The following is a 19,734-nucleotide window of genomic DNA, read 5'->3' as shown; positions in this document are numbered from 1 at the left end:
AAAGGAGGATTCTTCATGTATGCAGTATTGGATATCGGAGGAACAACGATTAAATACGGCCTTGCTGCTGCAGACGGAAGTCTCCATCATATAAGACGGGTTCCGACCCTTGGGAAAGATCGCCAAACCCCAGTAATGGAAACGGTTCTTGGCCTTTGTAAAGCGCTTCTTAACGAACACCCTGTTCAAGGCATTGCCATCAGCTCTGCAGGGCAGATAGACAGTAGGAACGGACGCGTCGTTTTTGCTACGGAGTCCCTTCCAGACTACACCGGCACCCCGGTGAAAAGTGAATTAGAAGATCAGTTTAAGGTGCCGGTTTCGCTTGAGAACGATGTGAACTGTACACTGCTTGGAGAAAAGTGGAAAGGAGTCGCCCAGGCTCATGCCAATGTTCTTTGTTTAAGCTTTGGTACCGGGATCGGCGGCGCTGTGATGATAGATCATGCTCTGTATCATGGAAACAGTTATTCCGCTGGAGAATTCGGGCATATGCACTTTGCTGCGGGCGGTATAGCCTGCCCTTGCGGTGACAGCGGCTGCTTTGAAATGTATGCTTCCAGCCGCGCGCTGGAACAACAGTTGCAGAAGAAAACGTCCAGCAGCAAAACGCTCCCTGTTTATTTTCAAAATGCACAGTCCGGAAGCCAAGAGGAACTTGCAGCTATTGAAGAGTGGGCGTCATACGTCTCGCTTGGGATTAAATCTCTTGCCCATGCTTTTAATCCGTCTATGATCGTCATCGGTGGCGGCATAGCCGAACAGGGCACATTCATCTCCGATAAGATCCAGTACTACGTCGATTCCCGGATCATGGCGTCTTACAAGCCACTGCATGTCCGTACAGCGACTCATCAAAACGACGCCAATCTGCTGGGGGCACTTTATCATCACCTCAAGCAGCATCACTCATACTAACATTCTGCTACACTTATTCGAATATAAGCAGCCCGATCTCTCCCCCTTGAGATCGGGCTGCTTTTTCTAAGTATGCGGCACCCCCTGATCTTTCCCGATCAGGGAGATTCCTTTTTTCTTACATATTCGGTGGCCCAATCCGCGGGCTGTTTTCTGGAATTTCGGTGTCGTAGAAGTCCGGGTCAATGTCATAGATTTCACCGGTCGCCAGTCCGAGCAGCGTCTCATAGAGGCCGACGTACGTCTGCTGAATCAGCATGCCGTTCGCTTTCTGGCCGGTGTGGCCGTCAGGATGCTGCTGGCCGCGCGTTTCATAGAGCATGATCGCGGCATCGTTCAGCGAGTAGCTCCCGAGTGCGGTACCTGGAAGATCCACTTCCGGGAAGCGGCTGATAGCGCCAAACGGCGAGTTGCCGCGCTGAAGCTGTTGGTACACGTGCGAGTTTACCTGCTTGGAAAGTTCAAGAGACTCTTCGCTCAGCTGGTAATCTGTTCCGTCGTAGGAAACGACGTTGTCCTCATCTACGACCTGCGCAATCAGCTGCAGCGTGTTGAGCCGGTCATCGTCCTCTGAAACGACGTTGCTGTAACGGTGATGATGGTCGATAAACAGATCCGGCTCCAGCTCTTCAAATACGTCGCGCGAGGCTCTTGCTTCCGGCGTCACGTAGAAGCCCGGCTCCGTTCCGAGTCCCGGAAGCAGGTCTGCTTCTTCCGGCGACAGCTCAAATGACAAATCCGGATGGAAGTCGCGGTTGACGTCAAAGCCGAGCTCGCCGCTCACCGTGTCCGGCCGGTAGTACCATGGCGCTGACGTATCCTCTGCCAGTCCCCACTCTTCCGGCGTCCACTCCTGAATATTCTGACGCTGCTTCGCCTGTCCCTGCTCGACCTCGAACGTTTCCGATCCATCCGGGTTCAGCATCGGCAGAATGTAGACGGTCACGTTATCAAGAATCGTGCGCACGTCGCGGTTGTTGCTCATCGTCAGGTTGTGGATCAGGCTGACGGCAGCTTCTGTGCCTGCCTGTTCATCACCGTGAATCTGCGTCTGCAAAAATACTTTAGGGTTATCGGTATCCGCGTCCCCAAACTTCGCCACATAAATCGGATAATCGTATGTAGCAGAGTGGCCGACTACCTCCAGCTCCATGCGGTCGTGGCGGTCCCGCTCGTTGATCTGCTCCAGCTTTTTATGCAGCTCATCCGGAGACAAAAAGCTTTCCAGCATTACCTGTTGACCAGGCTGGATCCACGGCCCGTTCGGTTTCGACTGCGGCTCTGCGCCAAGACTCCCTGGCAGCACAACGGACGCTGCCATCGTCGCTGCTAAACTGATGCCAAGTACCTTCTTCTTCATTTTAAAACCTCCCTGTAGGATAATATCTTAATTTTCGCCTTCCGAAATAAAAAGCGCAACCTGTTTTCAGAAAAATAAGACAATAAAACCAACAATTGGGTGAAACCACGCTGGCTTTTGTCATATAATCTAACGATCCAGATGTTTTTCGGCGATATTTACAGGGAGAAAGACAGAGCAAGAAGTGGTTCATCTGACTTTGCGTTCTGCCATGAAAAAAGCCTCTGTCATCCAGTGGATCACAGAGGCACGAATTTATTTACATTACCCTTCCACCACCAGCTGAATCTGGTTGCCTGCCGGGTCGGCGGTGACGATAGCGTCGTTTTCACGGGTAATAGCGGCTTCCGTCTGCTCAAGGCGGGAAAGCACGTTTTGGCGCGCTTCTTCATTCGGAAAGGCGATCGTATAGTGACGGAGGCCGACGCTGTTCTCGGCCGGTGCGGGAATGTTGCGGCCGTTCCATACGTTCAGGGCTACGTGGTGGTGATAGCGGCTGTCGGAAAGGAAATTTGCCTGGCCGCCGTAGGAGCTGACGAGGCTGAGGCCGAGAACCTCTATATAAAAAGCAGTATCCCGCTCCATGTCGGATACGTGCAGGTGGATATGTCCCATCACGGTTCCCTCCGGAAGCCCGTTCCACTCGGTGTCGCCGGCTGCCTCCAAAAGACTTTCCACATCGAGCGGTTCGGTGACCATGCCGACCTGATCATTCGTCCACGGCCAGCTGGACGGATCGCGGTCGGCGTAGATTTCAATGCCGTTCCCGTCCGGATCCGACAGGTACAGTGCTTCACTGACCCGGTGATCCGAAGCCCCCTGAATCACGTTTCCGTGCTTGACCGAGTGCTTGATAAAGCGGCCGACGTCGGCACGGTCCGGCACGAGCAGCGCAAAGTGAAACAGGCCGGTCGTGCGCGGCTGCTTCGGCATGACGTCCTCCGGCTGCTCGAGCGTCAGGAGTACGGTACCTCCTGCCGTAAGTTCCGCTGTGCGTGCTGTCTGGTCGGTTACTTGAAAGCCGATTACGGTCGTGTAAAAACGAAGCGCCCTTTCTAAATCTTCTACTTTCAGAGAGACACGGCTCACGTGGGTAACTGGTTTACGGTGAAAGTTCATGATTTATCGTTCCTTTCGTTTATGATTACAGCTGCTCCAGATGCCCGGAGCGAGTTCTTTTCGTCTGCAAATAGGCTTCGTTAAACTCGGAAACACCGCCCCAGATCGACTGGCGCTCTGTCAGGGTTATTCCGGCCCGCGTAAGAGCCTCGATCTTGTTCGGATTGTTTGTAAGAAGTGTTACCGGCTTGGATCGGAGGCTCTTCAGCACCAAGACGGCCTCCTCGTAGCTTCTCGCATCATCAGCAAAGCCGAGCGCATGATTGGCATCGATCGTATCAAAGCCGTTCTCCTGCAGGAGGTACGCCATCGCCTTGCTGAACAGTCCAATCCCTCTTCCTTCATGGTTTGCGAGGTAAAAGAGTGCTCCTGCTCCACGGTCGGCAATCGTACGCATCGACTGCTTCAGCTGAAAGCCGCAGTCGCAGCGCTTACTGCCGAAAATATCCCCCGTGTGGCAGATGGAGTGCATACGGGTCACCGCATCTTCTGCTTCAGCAAAATCCCCGTAGACGAGTACACTCGACTGCTGCAGGTTTGCCAGGTCGGCCTGAGCAAGCTGCTCGAGAAGCTTTTCATAGTTTACAGCGGCCTCGCTGCAAGTCAGCCAGGAATACCACTGAAAGGTAACCGTTCTGCCGTCGAGATGAACCGGCATGCGGACCGGGCCAACAAGATACATCGCCTCTCCATCTCGCTCGATCAGCTGTATCTTCCTGTCGAGGAGACGGTAAACGTCTTTACGTATGCTTGAAAGCATCCTGTTGCCCTCCTTCAACCATAGCACGGATCCACTGCTGAAAGCCCTGCTTAATATCAGCCGGTACGGCATGTCCGCCGTCAAACGCTGTAAACTGTACGTCAACGCCGCCCTGTTCGAGACGGTGACGCGCCTCTTCTCCCCATGCATACGGCAGCACCGGATCGGCTGTACCGTGTGCCATATAGACGGAGAGATGCGCGGCGGCTTGCTCGCGCATAAATGCTGGTAGGTAGCAGCTCAGCACTCCGACACCGCGGATCTGTTCTTGGTGCATCAGTCCGAGCGAGAGAGAGGCAATTGCCCCCTGGCTGAATCCGGCCAGATACACATGTTCCGGATCGATCGGATGCTCGTTTAAACTGTCTTCTATAAACTCTGTCAGCCGCTCCATTGCATCCGCGAACACCTCGTAGTGCGGCTTGCCGAACTCCTCGATTGTAAAATACGCATATCCCGGCGGATGCGGCAGGTGCCCCCGCAGGCTGAACACGTAAAAACGGTCACTCAGCTCCTCCCCAAGTGCTAACATGTCCTGTTCATTGCTCCCCATCCCGTGCAGCAAAAATACGACCGGATTTGCTTCGGCCGGTGCGGCCGGTTTTCGCAGCTCGTAGGTGAATGTCATAACACCACTCCTTTTTCTTTTGCGAAACTAATATTCATATAAGAAAACTATCTTTCAAAAAAATATCGCATACTTTTAGTAAGTGATTGATTACTTTTAAGATACGCCCTTCCCGCTGGTTTGTCAAGAAATTGTTTGTTAATATAAAACTAAGTTTCTTATTAGAATAATTCGAGGTGAACAGCTGTGGAAATCGGATCGAAAATACGGGCCATCCGCAACCGAAAGCGGATTACGATTGCGCAAATGAGTGAGAGCACCGGCCTCTCCAAAGGCTTTATCAGCAACGTGGAAAACAACAACACTTCTCCTTCCATCGCCACCCTGCAGACCATTGCAGTATTTTTGAAGGTGCCGCTCCCGTACCTGCTGCTGGAGAAAAATGAGCACATGCGCGTCGTACGTCAGAGCGAACGGCGTCATTCCGTCTACAGAGGGTTAACCATCGAACACCTCGCCTCAAAAGGCGGGCTGCGCACGATGATCGTGGAAATCCCGCCCGGCGACTCGATCGGCGAGCCCCACTCCCACGAAGGAGAGGAATCTCACTTCGTGCTGGAAGGGAAGCTTCTCGCCGAACAGGGCGAAGACTCGTTCATCGTTGAACAGGGCGACTCCTTCAGCTGGAACGCAAGCGTCCCCCACTTCGTGCAAAACGTCGGTGACGAAAAAGCTGTTGTGTACATTGCGATCTATACCGATACCGAGCTGATCGACGTGCTGTAAGAGAAGGTGCGCTGCCTCTTTAACGAGCCGGATTCTTGGCGCCGTGTCCCTCCGCCATATTATGATAGCGGATAAGGAGCGTTCGCGCTCCGGGTTTACGATAAAGGAGCTGTTTACGTATGGTCATGGCAAAAGCACGCGCGGTGGACGGACCGCATCAGTCGTTTCGCAAGGCGGACATCCAACGCCGCGAGCTCGACAAGCACGATGTATTACTGGAGATCCACTATGCCGGCATCTGTCACTCTGACATTCATACGGCACACGGCGATTGGGGCGAGGCCCACTACCCGCTCGTTCCCGGTCATGAAATCGCCGGGATCGTCAAAGAGGTCGGCTCTGACGTCACGAAGTTCCAGCCGGGCGACCGCGCCGGCGTCGGCTGTATGGTTGAATCTTGCGGCTCGTGCGAGAACTGCGAAGCCGGAGAAGAGCAGTACTGCTTAAAAGGCAATACGCCGACGTATGACGGCGTCGATAAATACGGAGAGCCGACGCAGGGCGGCTACTCGACGCACATCGTCGTGACAGAGGATTTCGTCCTCCACATTCCGGAAAACCTGCCGCTGGATGCTGCTGCGCCGCTTCTCTGTGCGGGCATCACGACCTTTTCTCCGCTGAACCGCTGGCAGGCCGGACCAGGCAAAAAAGTAGCCGTCGTCGGACTCGGCGGACTCGGGCATATGGCCGTCAAAATCGCGAATGCAATGGGAGCGGACGTAACCGTGCTCTCTCAGACGCTGAACAAGCAGGACGACGGGCTCCGCTTTGGTGCAAGCGCCTATTATGCAACGAAGGATGAAGAGACGTTTGATACACTCGCCGGACAGTTTGATCTGATCATCAACACCGTGAGCGCGAAAATCAACATCAACGACTACCTCTCCCTGCTCCGCTTAGACGGAACGCTCGTCAACGTCGGTGCTCCGGCAGAGCCGCTGGATGTACACGTCTTTTCCCTGATCCCGCAGCGCCGCTCCTTCGCCGGCTCGCTGATCGGCGGCATCCATGAAACGCAGGAAATGCTCGACTTCTGCGCCAAGCACGAGATCATGCCGGAAATCGAAGTCATTTCCGCAGACGACATCGACGACGCTTACGAACGCGTACAGAAATCAGACGTCAAATACCGCTTCGTGATCGATACGAGCACGCTTTAATTGGTAAAAAGGAGCCCTCTGCGAGAAGATGCAGAGGGCTTATTTTAGCGTATGGAGCTGAAGTAAGTACGGCGGACGTCCTCTTTCCCTTGGTTCCTATACGCGAAGAGCCTCGTTAATCCTTCTTCTTTCGGAGGCCGTACATGAGAACAGCAACCAGCACTGCAGCAATGATGATGAACATGACAGGTTCCATCTTCCTGCTCCTTTCCCACACTGCGTTCGTACATTCAGCATAGCTCCATGGCATAAAATCAGCTAGATGACCATCGACTTATCTTTTCGTTTCCCTCTATATGGAAAATTTGCACGTGTTACACTACAGGTAACCGGCCTTTATTGGAGGTGGAATGATGCTTTGGAAAACGGTCCTGCTATTTGTCTTCGGCGCTCCGTTTCTGACCGCTATGAGTCAGTGGACGGGCGGATCGTATACGCTGATCGACAGCATCGCCGTGTTAAGTTTCGTCGTCCTGTTCACGTTTGCTGGGCGCTATTTGACGAAACCGCGTCAAAAGCAGACGGAAGGCTGATACGCCGGCTTATCGTAGCACTGCCGCTGTTAGTCGTGCTATAGTAATAATGTTCCATGTAGCAAACAACTGCATAAGTGAGTGATTCAGGTGCAGCGAGGCGTTCTGCTTTGCTGCTTAAAAGGGAAATCGGTGAAGAGTCCGATGCTGTCCCGCAACTGTATTCGTGAGCGACCCGGAGTTGCCACTGTTTCTGCTGAGAGCGGAAATGGGAAGGAGCCGGGAAGCGATGAGCGTAAGCCAGGAGACCTGCCTGTTTCAGCAGACATTCGTACCTACGAGGATAGGAGATGTTAAGTGTGAGTATACCGTATGGACCCGTGCGCCTTGCTGCGCCGCTCCAGCGCTTGGTTAAGCGTGCGCTCTTCTTAACAGCTTCCTCAAGGGAGTTGTTTTTTTATTGTGATGACAAGGAGGGCACGTATGAACGAGCGAACCGAACACTATGAGGAGCAGCTGACGTCATTTTTTATGTATCAAACGCTTTACCTGGAAAACGCCGCCTCCCTGCGAGAACACGTCGAGCATCTGCAGCAGAAGCTGGATGCGTCCGAAAAGCAGCATCTGGAGGCTGCCTATCAACTCGTGCTGCAGCACATCGCCGGAAGCAGGCAGACGACATGACCGGGCTGAAGCAACGAAACACGACCAGACAGGAGATTCTGAGTGCCGCTCACGAGGCGTTTGTTGACGGCGCTCTGACGACGTTTTTATTCGTCAATATTTCCGTGATCAACCTGTATTTGAAGGAGAAAACATCGTACAACAACAGCTTTGTTTATCAGTTCGCTAATCTCTATGTACCGCTTGGCGGGGCCGCGTTTATGCTGCTGCTCATCATGATGATCGAGCCATCGGCCGTCCTGGTCGGCCTCATCTGGACCGCAGTCGGCGTCGGCTATCTGCTCTACATGACCAACGTCTTCTCCAAGCCGCTCCCGCAGATCAGCCGAAGAACATTGCCGGAGTGAAAAATGTTATACGACGATAACACCCCCTCGCTGCAGGAAAGCAGGAAGGGGGTGTTTTTTGTAGATTTTTATGGATTTTAGAAACGTTCTTTATTCCAGATAGGACTGCACTTGTTCATCAAAATCATCTGGATCATGGGACTCCAGGATAACTTCCTCATGATCGAACAAGAAGAATGCCGGCAGCTCCTCGTAATCGAGTCCTGGATAATCAAGGTTATCCGGATCTGGATCACGATTGGCTCGAAACACGCGAATGGCTGTCTCTTCTTCATATACTTCTGCTTCAACAAAATCAACTGCCTCCGGTTCCCCGATCGCAAAGACGGCGTACTCCCCTTCACTTTCCGCCAGCAGCTCCTGATAGACCAAGTTCCCTTGATCAGAAGAACAAGCACCCAGCAACAACAGTAAGCTTAAACCTGCTATGAATCGCACAAAACCCATTTACAGAAACACCTCTCCATTTTTGTTGTCAACCTCTTCCTGTCCCTTCCTTCTTCTAGCCTGCAGCTAGTATTCCTTCAAGGATGTCGTTTTGATTAAGGCATCATCATAAAAACATGCGGTTCGATAAGCACGTTAAGGTAGAAGCTGAACATAATAAAAAACCCTCTGCCGGGTTGGTAGCAGAGGGTTTTGACGAGTTGGGCGCCGTCCACAGGCGCCCAGCCGCTGTTGTTTGAAATTATCGCTTCGAGAACTGAGGTGCACGACGTGCTGCTTTAAGACCGTATTTCTTACGCTCTTTCATTCGTGCATCACGAGTCAGGTAGCCAGCTTTCTTCAGAGCCGGACGGAATTCCGGATCTGCTTGAAGCAGTGCGCGTGCAACACCGTGACGGATTGCACCGGCCTGGCCTGTGTAGCCACCGCCGTTTACAGTCACGTGAATGTCGTACGTGCCTTCTGTTTGTGTTTCAGCCAGTGGCTGCTTTACGATTACTTTGAGTGTTTCGAGGTCGAAGTAGTCATCGATGCTGCGCTTGTTGATCATGATCGTACCATCACCTGGTACGAGACGCACGCGGGCAACGGAGTTTTTACGACGACCTGTTCCATTGTATTGAACTTGTGCCAAGAAAATTCCCTCCCTTTAAATTATCCGCGTAGCTCGTACGCTTCTGGTTGTTGTGCTGCGTGTGGGTGCTCGCTTCCAGCATACACGTGCAGTTTCTTTCCTGTCTGACGGCCGAGCGGGCCTTTTGGAAGCATTCCTTTGATGGAAAGCTCAAGCAGACGCTCCGGCTTGTTCGCACGCATGTCGCCTGCAGAAGTCGCCTTCAGGGAACCTGGGTAACGGCTGTGACGGTAGTAGTACTTGTCCTGCAGCTTGTTACCTGTCAGGTGGATCTTGTCAGCATTGATGATGATGACATTGTCACCAGTATCGATGTGCGGGGTGAATGTTGGCTTGTGCTTCCCGCGGAGCAGGCTTGCAACCTCAGAAGACAGACGACCGAGCGTCTGGCCTTCTGCGTCAACAACCAGCCATTTGCGTTCTACTTCAGTTGGCTTCGCCATATATGTTGTACGCATGATTAATTTCCCTCCTAAATGTGACTCATTCAAAAAAACAACTTACGATCTAATCGATTCCGTACCCGGGGCAAGTGGGCATAAGAATACCGTTAACCATCATATAATAGATGCTCTGCTGTGTCAATACGAAAAAACACACGGGCGAGTTGTTTTTCCATCTTTTTTTACTGCGGATGGATTTTAGCTGCGAGACGTGCCTTCAGCTCCTCTTCCGTGTAGTCGACGCCGGCTAAATAAAGGCCGTGGCCGGGGGCTGTTTTCGCAGCGAGCGTACGGTCTTCTGCATGAAGCAGCTCCGGAAGTGACTCCGGCTCGCGGCTGCCGTACCCGATGTCTAACAGCGTGCCGGTCATGACGCGCACCATCTGGTACAAAAAGCCGCTCCCGATAAAGCGCAGCACCCACTCCTCGCCTTCCCGGATCACGTCGATCGCGTACATCGTCCTTACTTTGTCCTCGACGTCCGTGCGGGGCGAGGAGAGGCTCGCAAAGTTGTGCGTGCCGAGCAGATAGGCAGCCGCTTTCTGCATGCGCTCTGCATCCGGCTCGTGCCGCAGCTGGTACACGTAGTGTCTGCGGAAGACGTCCCGCTCCCGGGCTGTCGTGAGCCGGTAGCGGTATTCCTTCGCCACAGCTCCATAGCGGGCGTGAAACCCTTCCGGAGCCGTCTCAGCGTGTCTCACGTGGATGTCATCCGGCAGCAGGCTGTTCAGTGCCATCGGCCAGCGCTCTTCCGGAATAGCGAGCGGCGTATCGAAGTGAACCGGCTGGCTTAGTGCATGCACGCCGGTGTCCGTTCGCCCCGACGACGTGGACGGCCAGCTGGCTGCTTTATGCAATTTAGCGAGCGCCCGCTCGACCTCTCCCTGGACCGAGCGCGCGTCCGGCTGCTTCTGGTAGCCGCGAAAGCCGCTCCCGTCATAGCTGATCTGCATCACCATACGTTTCATGAACAACGCTCCTTTTTATCCAACAGACAGCACGCTCCACACGCCAAAAGCTGCAAACACGAGCAGCACGACCGTATCGCGGTTCCGCCAGGCGAGCTGCCGGAACTTCGTGCGTCCTTCACCGCCCGCGTAGCCTCTCGCCTCCATCGCTTCTGCCAGCTCTTCGGCCCGCTGAAACGACTGGACAAACAGCGGCACGAGCACTGGGATAAACGCGTTAAGCCGCTTCCAGATCGAGCCGCTGGAGAACGTGGCGCCCCGGGCGGTCTGTGCCTTTAAAATCTTTTCCGTTTCCGTTAAAAGCGTCGGGATAAAGCGGAGCGCGATCGACATCGTCAGCGCAAGCTCATATACCGGCACGCGGAAACGGTTGAGCGGATGCATGAGCCGCTCCATCCCGTCGGTCAGATCAACCGGGGTCGTCGTGAGAGTGAGCATCGTCGCGAGCACGATCAATAAAAACAGGCGCGTCGCAATCAGGCTGCCCTCTATAACGCCGCCGCTGTAAATCGTGAGCCAGCCGAGACTGACGAGCACTGTTCCATCCCGCGTCATAAACAGATGCAGGAGGAACGTAAAGACGACGATAAGCAGAATCACGCGGATTCCTTTCCAGAAAAAGCGGAACGGGATCCCGGCGGATAAAAAGGCGGCGACCGTGAGCGCTGCTGCCGTCCCGAGCACGAGCGGGTCACGTGAGACGAACAGAAAGATCATAAAAATGATGACGGCAATCAGCTTTGCCCGGGGATCAAGCGAATGAACGAACGATTTCCCCGGCACGTACTGGCCGATGATGACGTGCTCAAGCATCCTGTACGCCCCCTTTCAGAAGCGTCAGAATGCGCGAGAATGTTTCTGTTTCATCAAAGGCACTGATATCCACTTTAGCTCCGGAAGCCTCTCTCAGCCGGTACAGGAGCCTGACGGTGTCCGGCATTTCCAGCTGATGGCGCTCCAAAAGCTCCGCGTCCGTAAACAGCTCACGCGGCGCTTTCTGCGCGATCGCTTTTCCGTCCTCCATCACCGTCACCGTGTCTGCATAGCGGGCGACGGCATTCATGTCATGGGAAATCATAACGACGGTCCGCTCCGGCTTTTCCTCTTGCCAGGAGCGAAACAGCTCCATCATGCTTTCACGGCCGGCCGGATCGAGTCCTGCCGTCGGCTCATCGAGTAACAGCAGCTCCGGTTCCATTGCGAGCACGCCTGCAATCGCAGCCCGGCGCATCTGTCCCCCGCTCAAATCGAACGGCGAACGGGTGAACAGCTCGGCGCTGATGCCGGTGCGTGCAAGTGCCTCTTCCGCGAGACGGCGGGCCTCGTCATCCGTGAGACCGAGGTTTTTCGGACCGTACATGACGTCGTCGATCACTGTTTCATCAAACAGCTGGGCCTCGGGAAACTGAAACACGACGCCTGCTTTGCGGCGAAGACCCGCTATGTGCTTCTGCTTCGTTTCCGGGGTGATCGTCCAGTCGCCGACGTAGACTGTTCCCTCCTGCGGACGGAGCAGGCCGTTTAACAGCTGCAGCAGCGTCGACTTGCCCGACCCGGTATGGCCGACGCAGGCGTGAAAGGCACCGAAGGCAAATGAGACCGACGTGCCCTGAAGTGCCTTCGCTTCAAACGGGCCTCCCGGCATATAGGCATACGAAACGTTCTCTACACGTAATTGCACAGCACCCTCACCAGCTCTTCTTCTGACGTAGGGGACCCGGGGTCAATCCCTTCCAGCCGCAACCGCTCCGCCATCAGCACCGCAAGCGGAAGCACCAGGCCCGCCTCTTTTAAGAGATCAGGCTTTTTGAACAGCTCAGCCGGCGATGCATCGGCTGTCAACTGCCCTTCGCGCATGACGAGCATGCGGTCCGCTTCAGCAGCTTCCTCGAGGTCATGCGTGATCATAATGACCGTGATTCCGTCCTCGCGGCAAAGCCTGCGGACAACGTCACGTACGTCACTTCGTCCGGCCGGGTCCAGCATCGACGACGCCTCGTCCAGAATGATCACATCCGGCTTCAGCGCCGTAATGCCGGCAAGGGCCACACGCTGCTTCTGACCCCCGGAAAGGCGGTGCGGCTCGCGGTCCTCGAGCCCGCTTAATCCGAGCCTCTCCACTGCCGCTGCGACACGCTCCTTCATCTCGTCATACGGAATGCCCGCATTCTCAAGTCCGAAGGCGATATCGTCTGCGACCGTCGGGGCGACCAGCTGGTTATCCGGCTGCTGAAACACCATCCCGGCCCGGCGGCGGAGTGTCATGATCGTCTCCGGGTCGGTCGTCAGAAAGCCGCACGTCGTCACCGTGCCCTCCCGCGGAAGCAGCAGGCCGTTCAGACAGCGGGCGAGCGTCGACTTGCCGGAACCGTTGTGGCCGGTTACCGCCAGCCATTCACCGGCTGCAGCGGTAAACGACACGTTTTTTACGACATCTGTCTCCCCATCATAGGAAAACGAGACGTTTTCTACGATTACCCGGCTCATGTCTGCCCGCTCCTTTCACGTATAGATGAATGATGGATCTCTGCTGAGAGGCTAATCGTAACTCACAGCCCCTATTCGCAGCAGATTCCGCCGCTGTGCGCAGTGATCGCTGCTTTATGCGTACCGGTACCCTCGTTGTGCGTAAAGATCCGCCGTTTATGCGCAGATAGACGGCTGTTGTGCGGAAGCGGAAACGAGGAGCCCCCTGCGGTCGTCCATTATCAACAAAAAAAGGGCGTCGCGCAATGACTGTTTCCAGCATTGGCTGTGCGCCCCTTTCGCTTCCTTATACGAGCTCGATGATTGCCATTTCCGCACCGTCTCCGCGGCGTGGTCCAAGCTTCATCACGCGAGTGTAGCCACCCTGGCGTTCGTCGTAGCGCTTTGCGATGTCATCGAAAAGCTTCTGGACTGCGTCCTGACCAGTTTCTTCGTTCGCTGTTTCTTTGCGGACGAATGCAGCAGCCTGACGGCGTGCATGCAGGTCTCCACGCTTACCGAGCGTGATCATCTTCTCGACAGTGGAACGAATTTCCTTTGCTTTCGCTTCTGTCGTTTCAATGCGCTCATTGATAATCAGATCTGTAGTGAGATCGCGGAGCAGGGCTTTACGCGCGCTGCTGTCACGACCGAGCTTTCTGTATGCCATGAGTCATTTCCCTCCTTCGCTGAATCCATCCGGCCAAAGCCGGATGCAAAGTCGTCAGTCTTCTTTACGCAGGCCGAGGCTGAGTTCGTGCAGCTTTTCCTGGACTTCCTCAAGGGATTTGCGTCCGAGGTTGCGCACTTTCATCATGTCCTCTTCGGACTTCTGCGTCAGTTCCTGAACTGTATTAATACCGGCACGCTTCAGGCAGTTGTATGATCGCACAGATAGGTCGAGTTCCTCGATCGTCATCTCGAGTACCTTTTCCTTCTGATCTTCCTCTTTTTCGACCATGATCTCAGCGTTTTGCGCCTGATCGGTGAGGCCGACGAAGATGTTCAGATGTTCTGTCAGGATCTTTGCTCCGAGCGATACGGCTTCTTCCGGACGGATACTTCCATCTGTCCAAACGTCGAGCGTCAGCTTGTCATAGTTTGTTACCTGACCGACACGCGTGTTTTCCACCTGGTAGTTCGCACGCACGACCGGCGTGAAGATGGAGTCGATCGGAATGACACCGATCGGCAGGTCGCCGGTATTGTTGTCCTCAGCGAGAACATACCCGCGGCCGCGTGACGCTGATACTTTCATTTGGAACTGCGCGCCTTTGGAGAGCGTTGCGATATGAAGTTCCGGATTCAGGATTTCAACGTCGCTGTCGTGCGTGAAGTCCGCAGCAGTGACAACTCCCTCTCCATTTGCTTCGATCTCAATCGTCTTCTCCTCATCGGAGTAGATTTTAAGCGCGAGCTTTTTCAGATTCAGGATGATCGTGGTTACATCCTCCACGACACCTTCAATAGTTGAAAACTCGTGCAGTACGCCGTTAAAGGAAACGGACGTAACCGCTGCTCCCGGCAGTGAGGAGAGCATGATGCGGCGCAGAGAGTTCCCAAGCGTTGTTCCGTATCCACGTTCCAGAGGTTCTACGACGAATTTTCCGTACGTTTGATCGTCGCTTAATTCGACTGTTTCAATCTTCGGCTTTTCTATCTCGATCATTCAACAAACCCTCCTTCAAAACGTCGAAACCCCGGTTGTGAGTGACCACAACCGGAATCCCTCACTGGGCACACCTTGAACTGTTACGATTTTCATCCCGTTCAGGTGGAACGAGACATTGTGCTCGTTGCAATTATACGCGGCGACGTTTTGGTGGACGGCAGCCGTTGTGTGGAACAGGTGTTACGTCACGAATCATGCTCACTTCAAGACCAGTAGCCTGAAGGGAACGGATCGCTGCTTCACGTCCTGCACCCGGCCCTTTAACGGAAACTTCAACTTCCTTCATACCGTGATCCATTGCTGCTTTTGCTGCTGCTTCTGCTGCAGTCTGTGCTGCGAATGGAGTGGACTTACGGGAGCCTTTGAATCCAAGACCGCCTGCACTAGCCCAGGATACGGCGTTTCCCTGAGGGTCTGTGATCGTTACAATCGTGTTGTTGAACGTGGAACGGATGTGTGCAATACCGGACTCTATATTTTTACGCTGACGGCGCTTTGCGCGAGTCGTTTTTGGTTTAGCCATAGTATTCCGTTACCTCCTTTACTTTTTCTTGTTCGCTACAGTGCGGCGTGCACCTTTACGGGAGCGCGCGTTGTTCTTCGTCTTCTGACCACGGACTGGCAGACCGCGACGGTGACGGATTCCACGGTAGGATCCGATTTCGATCAGACGCTTGATGTTGAGGGAAACTTCACGACGGAGGTCCCCTTCTACCTTCACGCTGTCGACAACGCTTCGGATTTTACCGAGCTCTTCTTCTGTAAGATCGCGGACGCGGGTATCAGGAGATACGCCGGCTTCCTCGAGAATTTCCGCAGCGCGGGACTTTCCGATTCCGTAGATATACGTCAGGGAAATGACTACTCGCTTGTCGCGGGGAATGTCAATACCTGCAACTCGTGCCATACATTACACCTCCTGTATTTATCCTTGCTTCTGCTTGTGTTTTGGATTCTCGCAAATTACCATGACGGTACGTTTGCGGCGAATTACTTTGCACTTTTCGCAAATTGGTTTGACGGATGGTCTTACCTTCATGTTCTTTACCTCCTTGATAGTCGGAGTACTGCGCGACTTCTGCCGGTGTTATTTATATCGATACGTGATTCGACCGCGAGTCAGATCATACGGAGATAATTCGACGGTGACCTTGTCTCCCGGAAGAATACGGATATAGTGCATACGAATTTTACCGGATACATGTGCGAGCACCTTGTGCCCGTTATCCAGCTCGACACGGAACATCGCGTTTGGAAGCGGCTCTATGACCGTGCCTTCAACTTCAATAACATCTTCTTTGGCCATGAATTTACTCTCCTTCCTTCAGTAAATTATCGTTGATATGGGACGAAATTGCAAAACGCAGTTTCGCATTGGTGACACGACCTGTTTCTATTATACTGTTCCTTACTTCGGGGGCAATGATCTCCATGCGTTCTAAATGCTGCAGGTTCTTGCGTTTCGGACGATCGACTTTGCGCTTGTCGCCGTCGGCAATGTGCACAAACCGTTCGTCAAGAACCTCTATGATGCACGCATATTGATCTCTATCCCTTCCATTCAGTATCCGCACAAGCTCACCGGCTTGTGGAACCGAGTCAGGATCTTTCATTCCTTGACCACCTTCATCCATCACTGGATTTTGTCAGTATTTCGTATCCTGTTTCGACAATAGCAATCGTGTGTTCAAAATGAGCGCACCGGGAACCGTCACTCGTGACGACCGTCCAATTGTCGGACAGCGTCCGTACGTGCCGTTTCCCAGCATTGATCATCGGCTCCACGGCCAGCACCATTCCTGTTTCCAGCCGGGGTCCCTTGCCGGGAGGCCCGAAGTGGGGAATGGCCGGATCTTCGTGAAGGCTGCGGCCAATACCGTGTCCGGTGTATTCTCTCACAACAGAAAATCCCGCTGCTTCTGCATAGGTCTGCACGGCATGGGAAATGTCGGAGAGATTGTTCCCCGGCGCAGCAGCGCGCAGGCCTTCGTACAACGAGGCTTCGGTGACGTCCAAAAGACGCTCCGACTCCGGGGAAATGCTGCCGACTGGATACGTCCAGGCGGAGTCCCCGTGAAAGCCTTCGTACATAGCCCCGATGTCAATGCTGATGATGTCACCATCCTGGAGCACCCGGGATCCGGGTATTCCATGCACCAACTCTTCGTTTACTGAAGTACAAATACTTCCCGTAAATCCATAGAGCCCTTTGAAGGATGGAACCGCATGTTGAGATCGGATATACCTGTCGGCGATCTGATCCAGTTCTTGCGTTGTGACTCCCGGCTGGATGTGTGCCTGAAGCTCCTGATGAGTGCGGGCAACGATGTCCCCCGCCTTGCGCATCAGGGCCAGTTCATCCGCAGACTTGCGGATGATCATGCACGCGACTCCTGCAGAAGCTTGTCCACATCTGCAAAGACGTCGTTGATATCCTGCTGGCCGTCAATATTACGAAGATAGCCTTTCTCTTCATAAAAGTCAACGAGTGGCTTTGTCTGCTCGAGATTGACTTCGAGACGCTTATCAACCGTTTCCGGCTTGTCGTCGTCACGCTGAATCAGCTTGCTTCCATCCTTGTCGCATTTGCCGGCTTCCTGAGGAGGATTAAATACCTCATGGTAAGCCGTACCGCAGTCAGGACAGATCCAGCGGCCTGTGAGACGCTTAAACAGATCGTCACGCGGTACCTTGATGTAGATCACGTGATCGAGCGTGCGTCCAAGATCCGTTGTCATCTCTTCCAGTGCCTGGGCCTGGGCCGGTGTCCGTGGAAAGCCGTCCAGCAGGAAGCCTTTCGCACAGTCGTCCTGGCTCAGACGCTCACGAACGATGCCGATCGTGACTTCATCCGGGACGAGGGCGCCTTCATCCATAAAGGCTTTTGCCTTCAGCCCTAGTTCCGTGCCGTTTTTAATGGCAGCGCGGAACATGTCGCCTGTCGAGATGTGTGGAACACCGTATTTTTCAACGATTTTTTCTGCCTGAGTCCCTTTTCCGGCTCCCGGAAGACCCATAAGGATTAAATTCATGTGTCGATTCCCTCCAGCGTTTTGATGCGGCCGGCCTTATTCGGCCGTACCGGTGGAACATCTTCACTTTCAACTTGTTTCATCGTTTTAAGCAGCGGCATCTGCGACGATTCGTATTCCGTGGAAAGTTAAACGAGAGAATAACATGAGCTGATCCTGCGTCCTTGTTTCCGGGACGGATGTACGGGCCTCCGGCAGTCCGGTCTGCCCGCCGAATCGTACGGCGCGCTGAACAGGTATTTCCATCTTCCAAAAGCCCTATTCTGTAAAGACCGCTGACAGTACCGGCTCAGCGGCACAGTAACGAGGTGCTTTTATATGGCATCTCCTGCGCCTTCGAATAGCGTTACATTCACAGGTAACTCCATTCGGAATCCCAGCAGCAATCCCAGCAACGAGGAGAATAATGATCCCTCTCTGGATCCGCCTGACCTGCTGCTAAAACAGCATATGCGGTTGTCAAAAGACGATCACATTCTGCCTGTCTCTTGTCACTTGTGCCAGCTTTCCTGCGACCTGTTCCTCCGCTGCCGTCTGAACGGCAAGGAAGGTCATTGACGCGCCCTATCCCGAAAGGTGCAGCCCGAAGGCGTCGATCTCCCCGCTCCTTGGCGGCAGAATTGAACCTTCAGGGGCATGGGGCACCGATTTCGAAAGACGTGAGCGCTGCAGGTGAAGGCAGAAGCCCTCAGCCTGCCGGAAGATGCGTGAACGGGTGATTAAACGAGTTCAGCAGTTCCGCCGGCTGCTTCGATTGCATCTTTTGCAGATCCGGAGAATTTTGTAGCTTTAACAGTAAGCTTGCGCTCAAGGCTGCCGTTGCCAAGCACCTTGATGCCGCTCTTTTCATTTTTCACTACGCCTGTTTCCACAAGCAGAGCTGGTGTAACCTCTGTTCCGTCTTCGAAACGGTTCAGTGTTTCCAGGTTCACTACAGCGTACTCTGCGCGGTTAGGGTTCTTGAACCCACGCTTAGGCAGACGGCGGAAGATAGGCATCTGTCCACCTTCGAAACCAGGGCGTACACCGCCTCCGGAACGAGCGTTTTGACCTTTGTGTCCGCGACCGGCAGTTTTACCGTTACCAGTTGCGATACCACGGCCTTTACGCTTGCGCTCTTTGCGGGACCCGACAGCAGGCTTAAGTTCGTGAAGTTGCATGATGACACCTCCTCAGGTTTTTTCGTGTCTTACGCTTCGATCTCGTTAACTTTAATGAGATGGGATACTTTGTTTACCATCCCGCGCATTGCAGCGTTGTCTTCTTTCACAACAGTGCTGTTGACTTTGCCAAGACCAAGAGTCTTCACAGTCACGCGCTGATCTTCAGGACGTCCGATCAGGCTGCGGGTGAGGGTAATTTCGAGTTTCTTTGCCATGCCAATCCCTCCTTAACCTAGCAACTCTTCAACAGATTTGCCGCGTAGTTTAGCAACCTCTTCAGGGCTCTTCAGGCTTTCCAGACCCTGCATTGTTGCACGTACCATGTTAATAGGGTTGTTGGAACCTAGTGACTTGGAAAGGATGTCACCGACACCTGCAAGTTCAAGTACCGCACGGACTGGTCCGCCGGCAATAACTCCAGTACCCTCAGAAGCTGGCTTCAGAAGGACAGAGCCTGCACCGAACTGGCCTGTGATCTGGTGAGGGATCGTTGTTCCCTGCATTGGCACCTGAATCAGGTTTTTCTTGCCTTCTTCAATTGCTTTACGGATCGCTTCCGGTACTTCAAGAGCTTTACCCATACCGAAACCGACATGTCCGTTCTTGTCGCCTACGACAACGAGTGCTGCGAAACGAAAGCGGCGTCCGCCTTTTACTACCTTCGCGACACGGTTGACCGTGACCACTCTCTCTTCAATTTCCAGTTTGCTTGCATCGATACGCAATGTGTTTCC

At 53.8% G+C, this 19,734-nt stretch carries 29 protein-coding genes and 1 riboswitch; of the genes, 6 read left to right on the top strand and 23 right to left on the bottom strand.

The genetic code is table 11. The annotated features are described in order from the left end of the window. Positions 1-15 precede the first annotated feature (15 nt). Positions 16-918 carry an ROK family protein gene (locus ACSZLD_RS11835; protein ID WP_444685262.1) on the top strand — a complete coding sequence of 301 codons (903 nt, stop codon included), beginning with the start codon at positions 16-18 and terminating at the stop codon, positions 916-918. Positions 919-1,036: 118 nt separating this feature from the next. On the opposite strand, the gene ACSZLD_RS11830 is transcribed toward ACSZLD_RS11835, so the two are convergent. From ACSZLD_RS11830 to ACSZLD_RS11815, 4 genes are all read right to left on the bottom strand, one after another. After that, positions 1,037-2,278 carry a M14 family zinc carboxypeptidase gene (locus ACSZLD_RS11830; protein ID WP_444685261.1) on the bottom strand — a complete coding sequence of 414 codons (1,242 nt, stop codon included), beginning with the start codon at positions 2,276-2,278 and terminating at the stop codon, positions 1,037-1,039. 264 nt (positions 2,279-2,542) lie between these two features. Continuing rightward, the gene (locus ACSZLD_RS11825; protein ID WP_444685260.1) at positions 2,543-3,397 is read right to left on the bottom strand and encodes a VOC family protein; all 855 of its coding nucleotides are present in this window, start codon (positions 3,395-3,397) and stop codon (positions 2,543-2,545) included. A gap of 25 nt (positions 3,398-3,422) precedes the next feature. Then, on the bottom strand, positions 3,423-4,157 hold the full coding sequence (locus ACSZLD_RS11820) for a GTP cyclohydrolase II (protein WP_444685259.1): 735 nt from the start codon (positions 4,155-4,157) through the stop codon (positions 3,423-3,425). Beyond that, positions 4,138-4,785, bottom strand: a complete 648-nt coding sequence (locus tag ACSZLD_RS11815) for an alpha/beta hydrolase (protein ID WP_444685258.1) — start codon at positions 4,783-4,785, stop codon at positions 4,138-4,140. The genes ACSZLD_RS11820 and ACSZLD_RS11815 overlap by 20 nt, the downstream gene beginning before the upstream one ends. A 186-nt stretch (positions 4,786-4,971) precedes the next feature. On the opposite strand from ACSZLD_RS11815, the gene ACSZLD_RS11810 reads away from it, so the two are divergent. From ACSZLD_RS11810 to ACSZLD_RS11790, 5 genes are all read left to right on the top strand, one after another. Next, entirely contained in the window at positions 4,972-5,511 is a 540-nt protein-coding gene (locus tag ACSZLD_RS11810; RefSeq protein ID WP_444685257.1) for a helix-turn-helix domain-containing protein, read from the top strand. A gap of 119 nt (positions 5,512-5,630) precedes the next feature. Then, the gene (locus ACSZLD_RS11805) at positions 5,631-6,671 is read left to right on the top strand and encodes an NAD(P)-dependent alcohol dehydrogenase (RefSeq protein WP_444685256.1); all 1,041 of its coding nucleotides are present in this window, start codon (positions 5,631-5,633) and stop codon (positions 6,669-6,671) included. 353 nt (positions 6,672-7,024) lie between these two features. Beyond that, entirely contained in the window at positions 7,025-7,204 is a 180-nt protein-coding gene (locus tag ACSZLD_RS11800) for a hypothetical protein (protein WP_444685255.1), read from the top strand. A gap of 71 nt (positions 7,205-7,275) precedes the next feature. After that, positions 7,276-7,475: riboswitch (cobalamin riboswitch) on the top strand. Positions 7,476-7,627: 152 nt separating this feature from the next. After that, a complete protein-coding gene (locus tag ACSZLD_RS11795) occupies positions 7,628-7,828 on the top strand; it encodes a hypothetical protein (RefSeq protein ID WP_444685254.1) in 201 nt (66 codons plus the stop codon). Further along, complete coding sequence (locus tag ACSZLD_RS11790; protein WP_444685253.1) at positions 7,825-8,175, top strand: hypothetical protein; 351 nt, start codon at positions 7,825-7,827, stop codon at positions 8,173-8,175. The genes ACSZLD_RS11795 and ACSZLD_RS11790 overlap by 4 nt, the downstream gene beginning before the upstream one ends. 90 nt (positions 8,176-8,265) lie before the next feature. On the opposite strand, the gene ACSZLD_RS11785 is transcribed toward ACSZLD_RS11790, so the two are convergent. From ACSZLD_RS11785 to rpsE, 19 genes are all read right to left on the bottom strand, one after another. Then, the gene (locus ACSZLD_RS11785; protein ID WP_444685252.1) at positions 8,266-8,622 is read right to left on the bottom strand and encodes a hypothetical protein; all 357 of its coding nucleotides are present in this window, start codon (positions 8,620-8,622) and stop codon (positions 8,266-8,268) included. 241 nt (positions 8,623-8,863) lie between these two features. After that, on the bottom strand, positions 8,864-9,256 hold the full coding sequence (gene rpsI, locus ACSZLD_RS11780; RefSeq protein ID WP_377909365.1) for a 30S ribosomal protein S9: 393 nt from the start codon (positions 9,254-9,256) through the stop codon (positions 8,864-8,866). A gap of 20 nt (positions 9,257-9,276) precedes the next feature. Continuing rightward, positions 9,277-9,714: a 50S ribosomal protein L13 gene (gene rplM, locus ACSZLD_RS11775; protein ID WP_168004325.1), complete on the bottom strand. Its 438-nt coding sequence runs from the start codon at positions 9,712-9,714 to the stop codon at positions 9,277-9,279. A 167-nt stretch (positions 9,715-9,881) separates the two neighbouring features. Then, positions 9,882-10,667, bottom strand: coding sequence for a tRNA pseudouridine(38-40) synthase TruA (gene truA / locus ACSZLD_RS11770; RefSeq protein ID WP_444685251.1), 786 nt, complete (start codon positions 10,665-10,667; stop codon positions 9,882-9,884). A 15-nt stretch (positions 10,668-10,682) separates the two neighbouring features. Next, positions 10,683-11,480, bottom strand: coding sequence for an energy-coupling factor transporter transmembrane component T family protein (locus tag ACSZLD_RS11765; RefSeq protein WP_444685250.1), 798 nt, complete (start codon positions 11,478-11,480; stop codon positions 10,683-10,685). Beyond that, a complete protein-coding gene (locus ACSZLD_RS11760) occupies positions 11,473-12,348 on the bottom strand; it encodes an energy-coupling factor transporter ATPase (RefSeq protein WP_444685249.1) in 876 nt (291 codons plus the stop codon). The genes ACSZLD_RS11765 and ACSZLD_RS11760 overlap by 8 nt, the downstream gene beginning before the upstream one ends. After that, the gene (locus ACSZLD_RS11755) at positions 12,333-13,154 is read right to left on the bottom strand and encodes an energy-coupling factor transporter ATPase (RefSeq protein ID WP_377909361.1); all 822 of its coding nucleotides are present in this window, start codon (positions 13,152-13,154) and stop codon (positions 12,333-12,335) included. Before ACSZLD_RS11755 ends, ACSZLD_RS11760 begins: the two co-directional genes overlap by 16 nt. 286 nt (positions 13,155-13,440) lie before the next feature. After that, on the bottom strand, positions 13,441-13,803 hold the full coding sequence (gene rplQ / locus ACSZLD_RS11750) for a 50S ribosomal protein L17 (protein WP_168004320.1): 363 nt from the start codon (positions 13,801-13,803) through the stop codon (positions 13,441-13,443). Positions 13,804-13,857: 54 nt separating this feature from the next. Beyond that, entirely contained in the window at positions 13,858-14,802 is a 945-nt protein-coding gene (locus tag ACSZLD_RS11745) for a DNA-directed RNA polymerase subunit alpha (protein ID WP_377909360.1), read from the bottom strand. 133 nt (positions 14,803-14,935) lie between these two features. Next, positions 14,936-15,328: a 30S ribosomal protein S11 gene (rpsK, locus tag ACSZLD_RS11740; protein WP_168004318.1), complete on the bottom strand. Its 393-nt coding sequence runs from the start codon at positions 15,326-15,328 to the stop codon at positions 14,936-14,938. Between the two features lie 18 nt (positions 15,329-15,346). Further along, positions 15,347-15,712: a 30S ribosomal protein S13 gene (gene rpsM, locus ACSZLD_RS11735; protein WP_168004317.1), complete on the bottom strand. Its 366-nt coding sequence runs from the start codon at positions 15,710-15,712 to the stop codon at positions 15,347-15,349. 18 nt (positions 15,713-15,730) lie between these two features. Then, positions 15,731-15,844: a 50S ribosomal protein L36 gene (rpmJ, locus tag ACSZLD_RS11730; RefSeq protein ID WP_090842670.1), complete on the bottom strand. Its 114-nt coding sequence runs from the start codon at positions 15,842-15,844 to the stop codon at positions 15,731-15,733. A 48-nt stretch (positions 15,845-15,892) separates the two neighbouring features. Next, positions 15,893-16,111 (bottom strand): translation initiation factor IF-1, encoded by a 219-nt coding sequence (gene infA / locus ACSZLD_RS11725; protein ID WP_090842671.1) that lies wholly within the window; start codon positions 16,109-16,111, stop codon positions 15,893-15,895. 4 nt (positions 16,112-16,115) lie between these two features. After that, entirely contained in the window at positions 16,116-16,418 is a 303-nt protein-coding gene (locus tag ACSZLD_RS11720; protein WP_377909359.1) for an RNA-binding protein, read from the bottom strand. 13 nt (positions 16,419-16,431) lie between these two features. After that, positions 16,432-17,187: a type I methionyl aminopeptidase gene (map, locus tag ACSZLD_RS11715; RefSeq protein WP_444685248.1), complete on the bottom strand. Its 756-nt coding sequence runs from the start codon at positions 17,185-17,187 to the stop codon at positions 16,432-16,434. Continuing rightward, positions 17,184-17,837: an adenylate kinase gene (locus tag ACSZLD_RS11710; RefSeq protein ID WP_377909357.1), complete on the bottom strand. Its 654-nt coding sequence runs from the start codon at positions 17,835-17,837 to the stop codon at positions 17,184-17,186. Before ACSZLD_RS11710 ends, map begins: the two co-directional genes overlap by 4 nt. Positions 17,838-18,556: 719 nt before the next feature. Further along, entirely contained in the window at positions 18,557-18,997 is a 441-nt protein-coding gene (gene rplO, locus ACSZLD_RS11705) for a 50S ribosomal protein L15 (protein WP_377909356.1), read from the bottom strand. A gap of 29 nt (positions 18,998-19,026) precedes the next feature. Continuing rightward, entirely contained in the window at positions 19,027-19,215 is a 189-nt protein-coding gene (gene rpmD / locus ACSZLD_RS11700) for a 50S ribosomal protein L30 (RefSeq protein ID WP_377909355.1), read from the bottom strand. Positions 19,216-19,227: 12 nt separating this feature from the next. Beyond that, positions 19,228-19,725: a 30S ribosomal protein S5 gene (gene rpsE, locus ACSZLD_RS11695; protein WP_168004313.1), complete on the bottom strand. Its 498-nt coding sequence runs from the start codon at positions 19,723-19,725 to the stop codon at positions 19,228-19,230. Positions 19,726-19,734 lie beyond the last annotated feature (9 nt).

Source organism: Alkalicoccus luteus, from assembly GCF_052061695.1.
GTDB lineage: Bacteria > Bacillota > Bacilli > Bacillales > Salisediminibacteriaceae > Alkalicoccus > Alkalicoccus luteus.
Note: the sequence above shows the minus strand (reverse complement) of the source record. Positions and strands in the feature narration are given on the sequence as shown.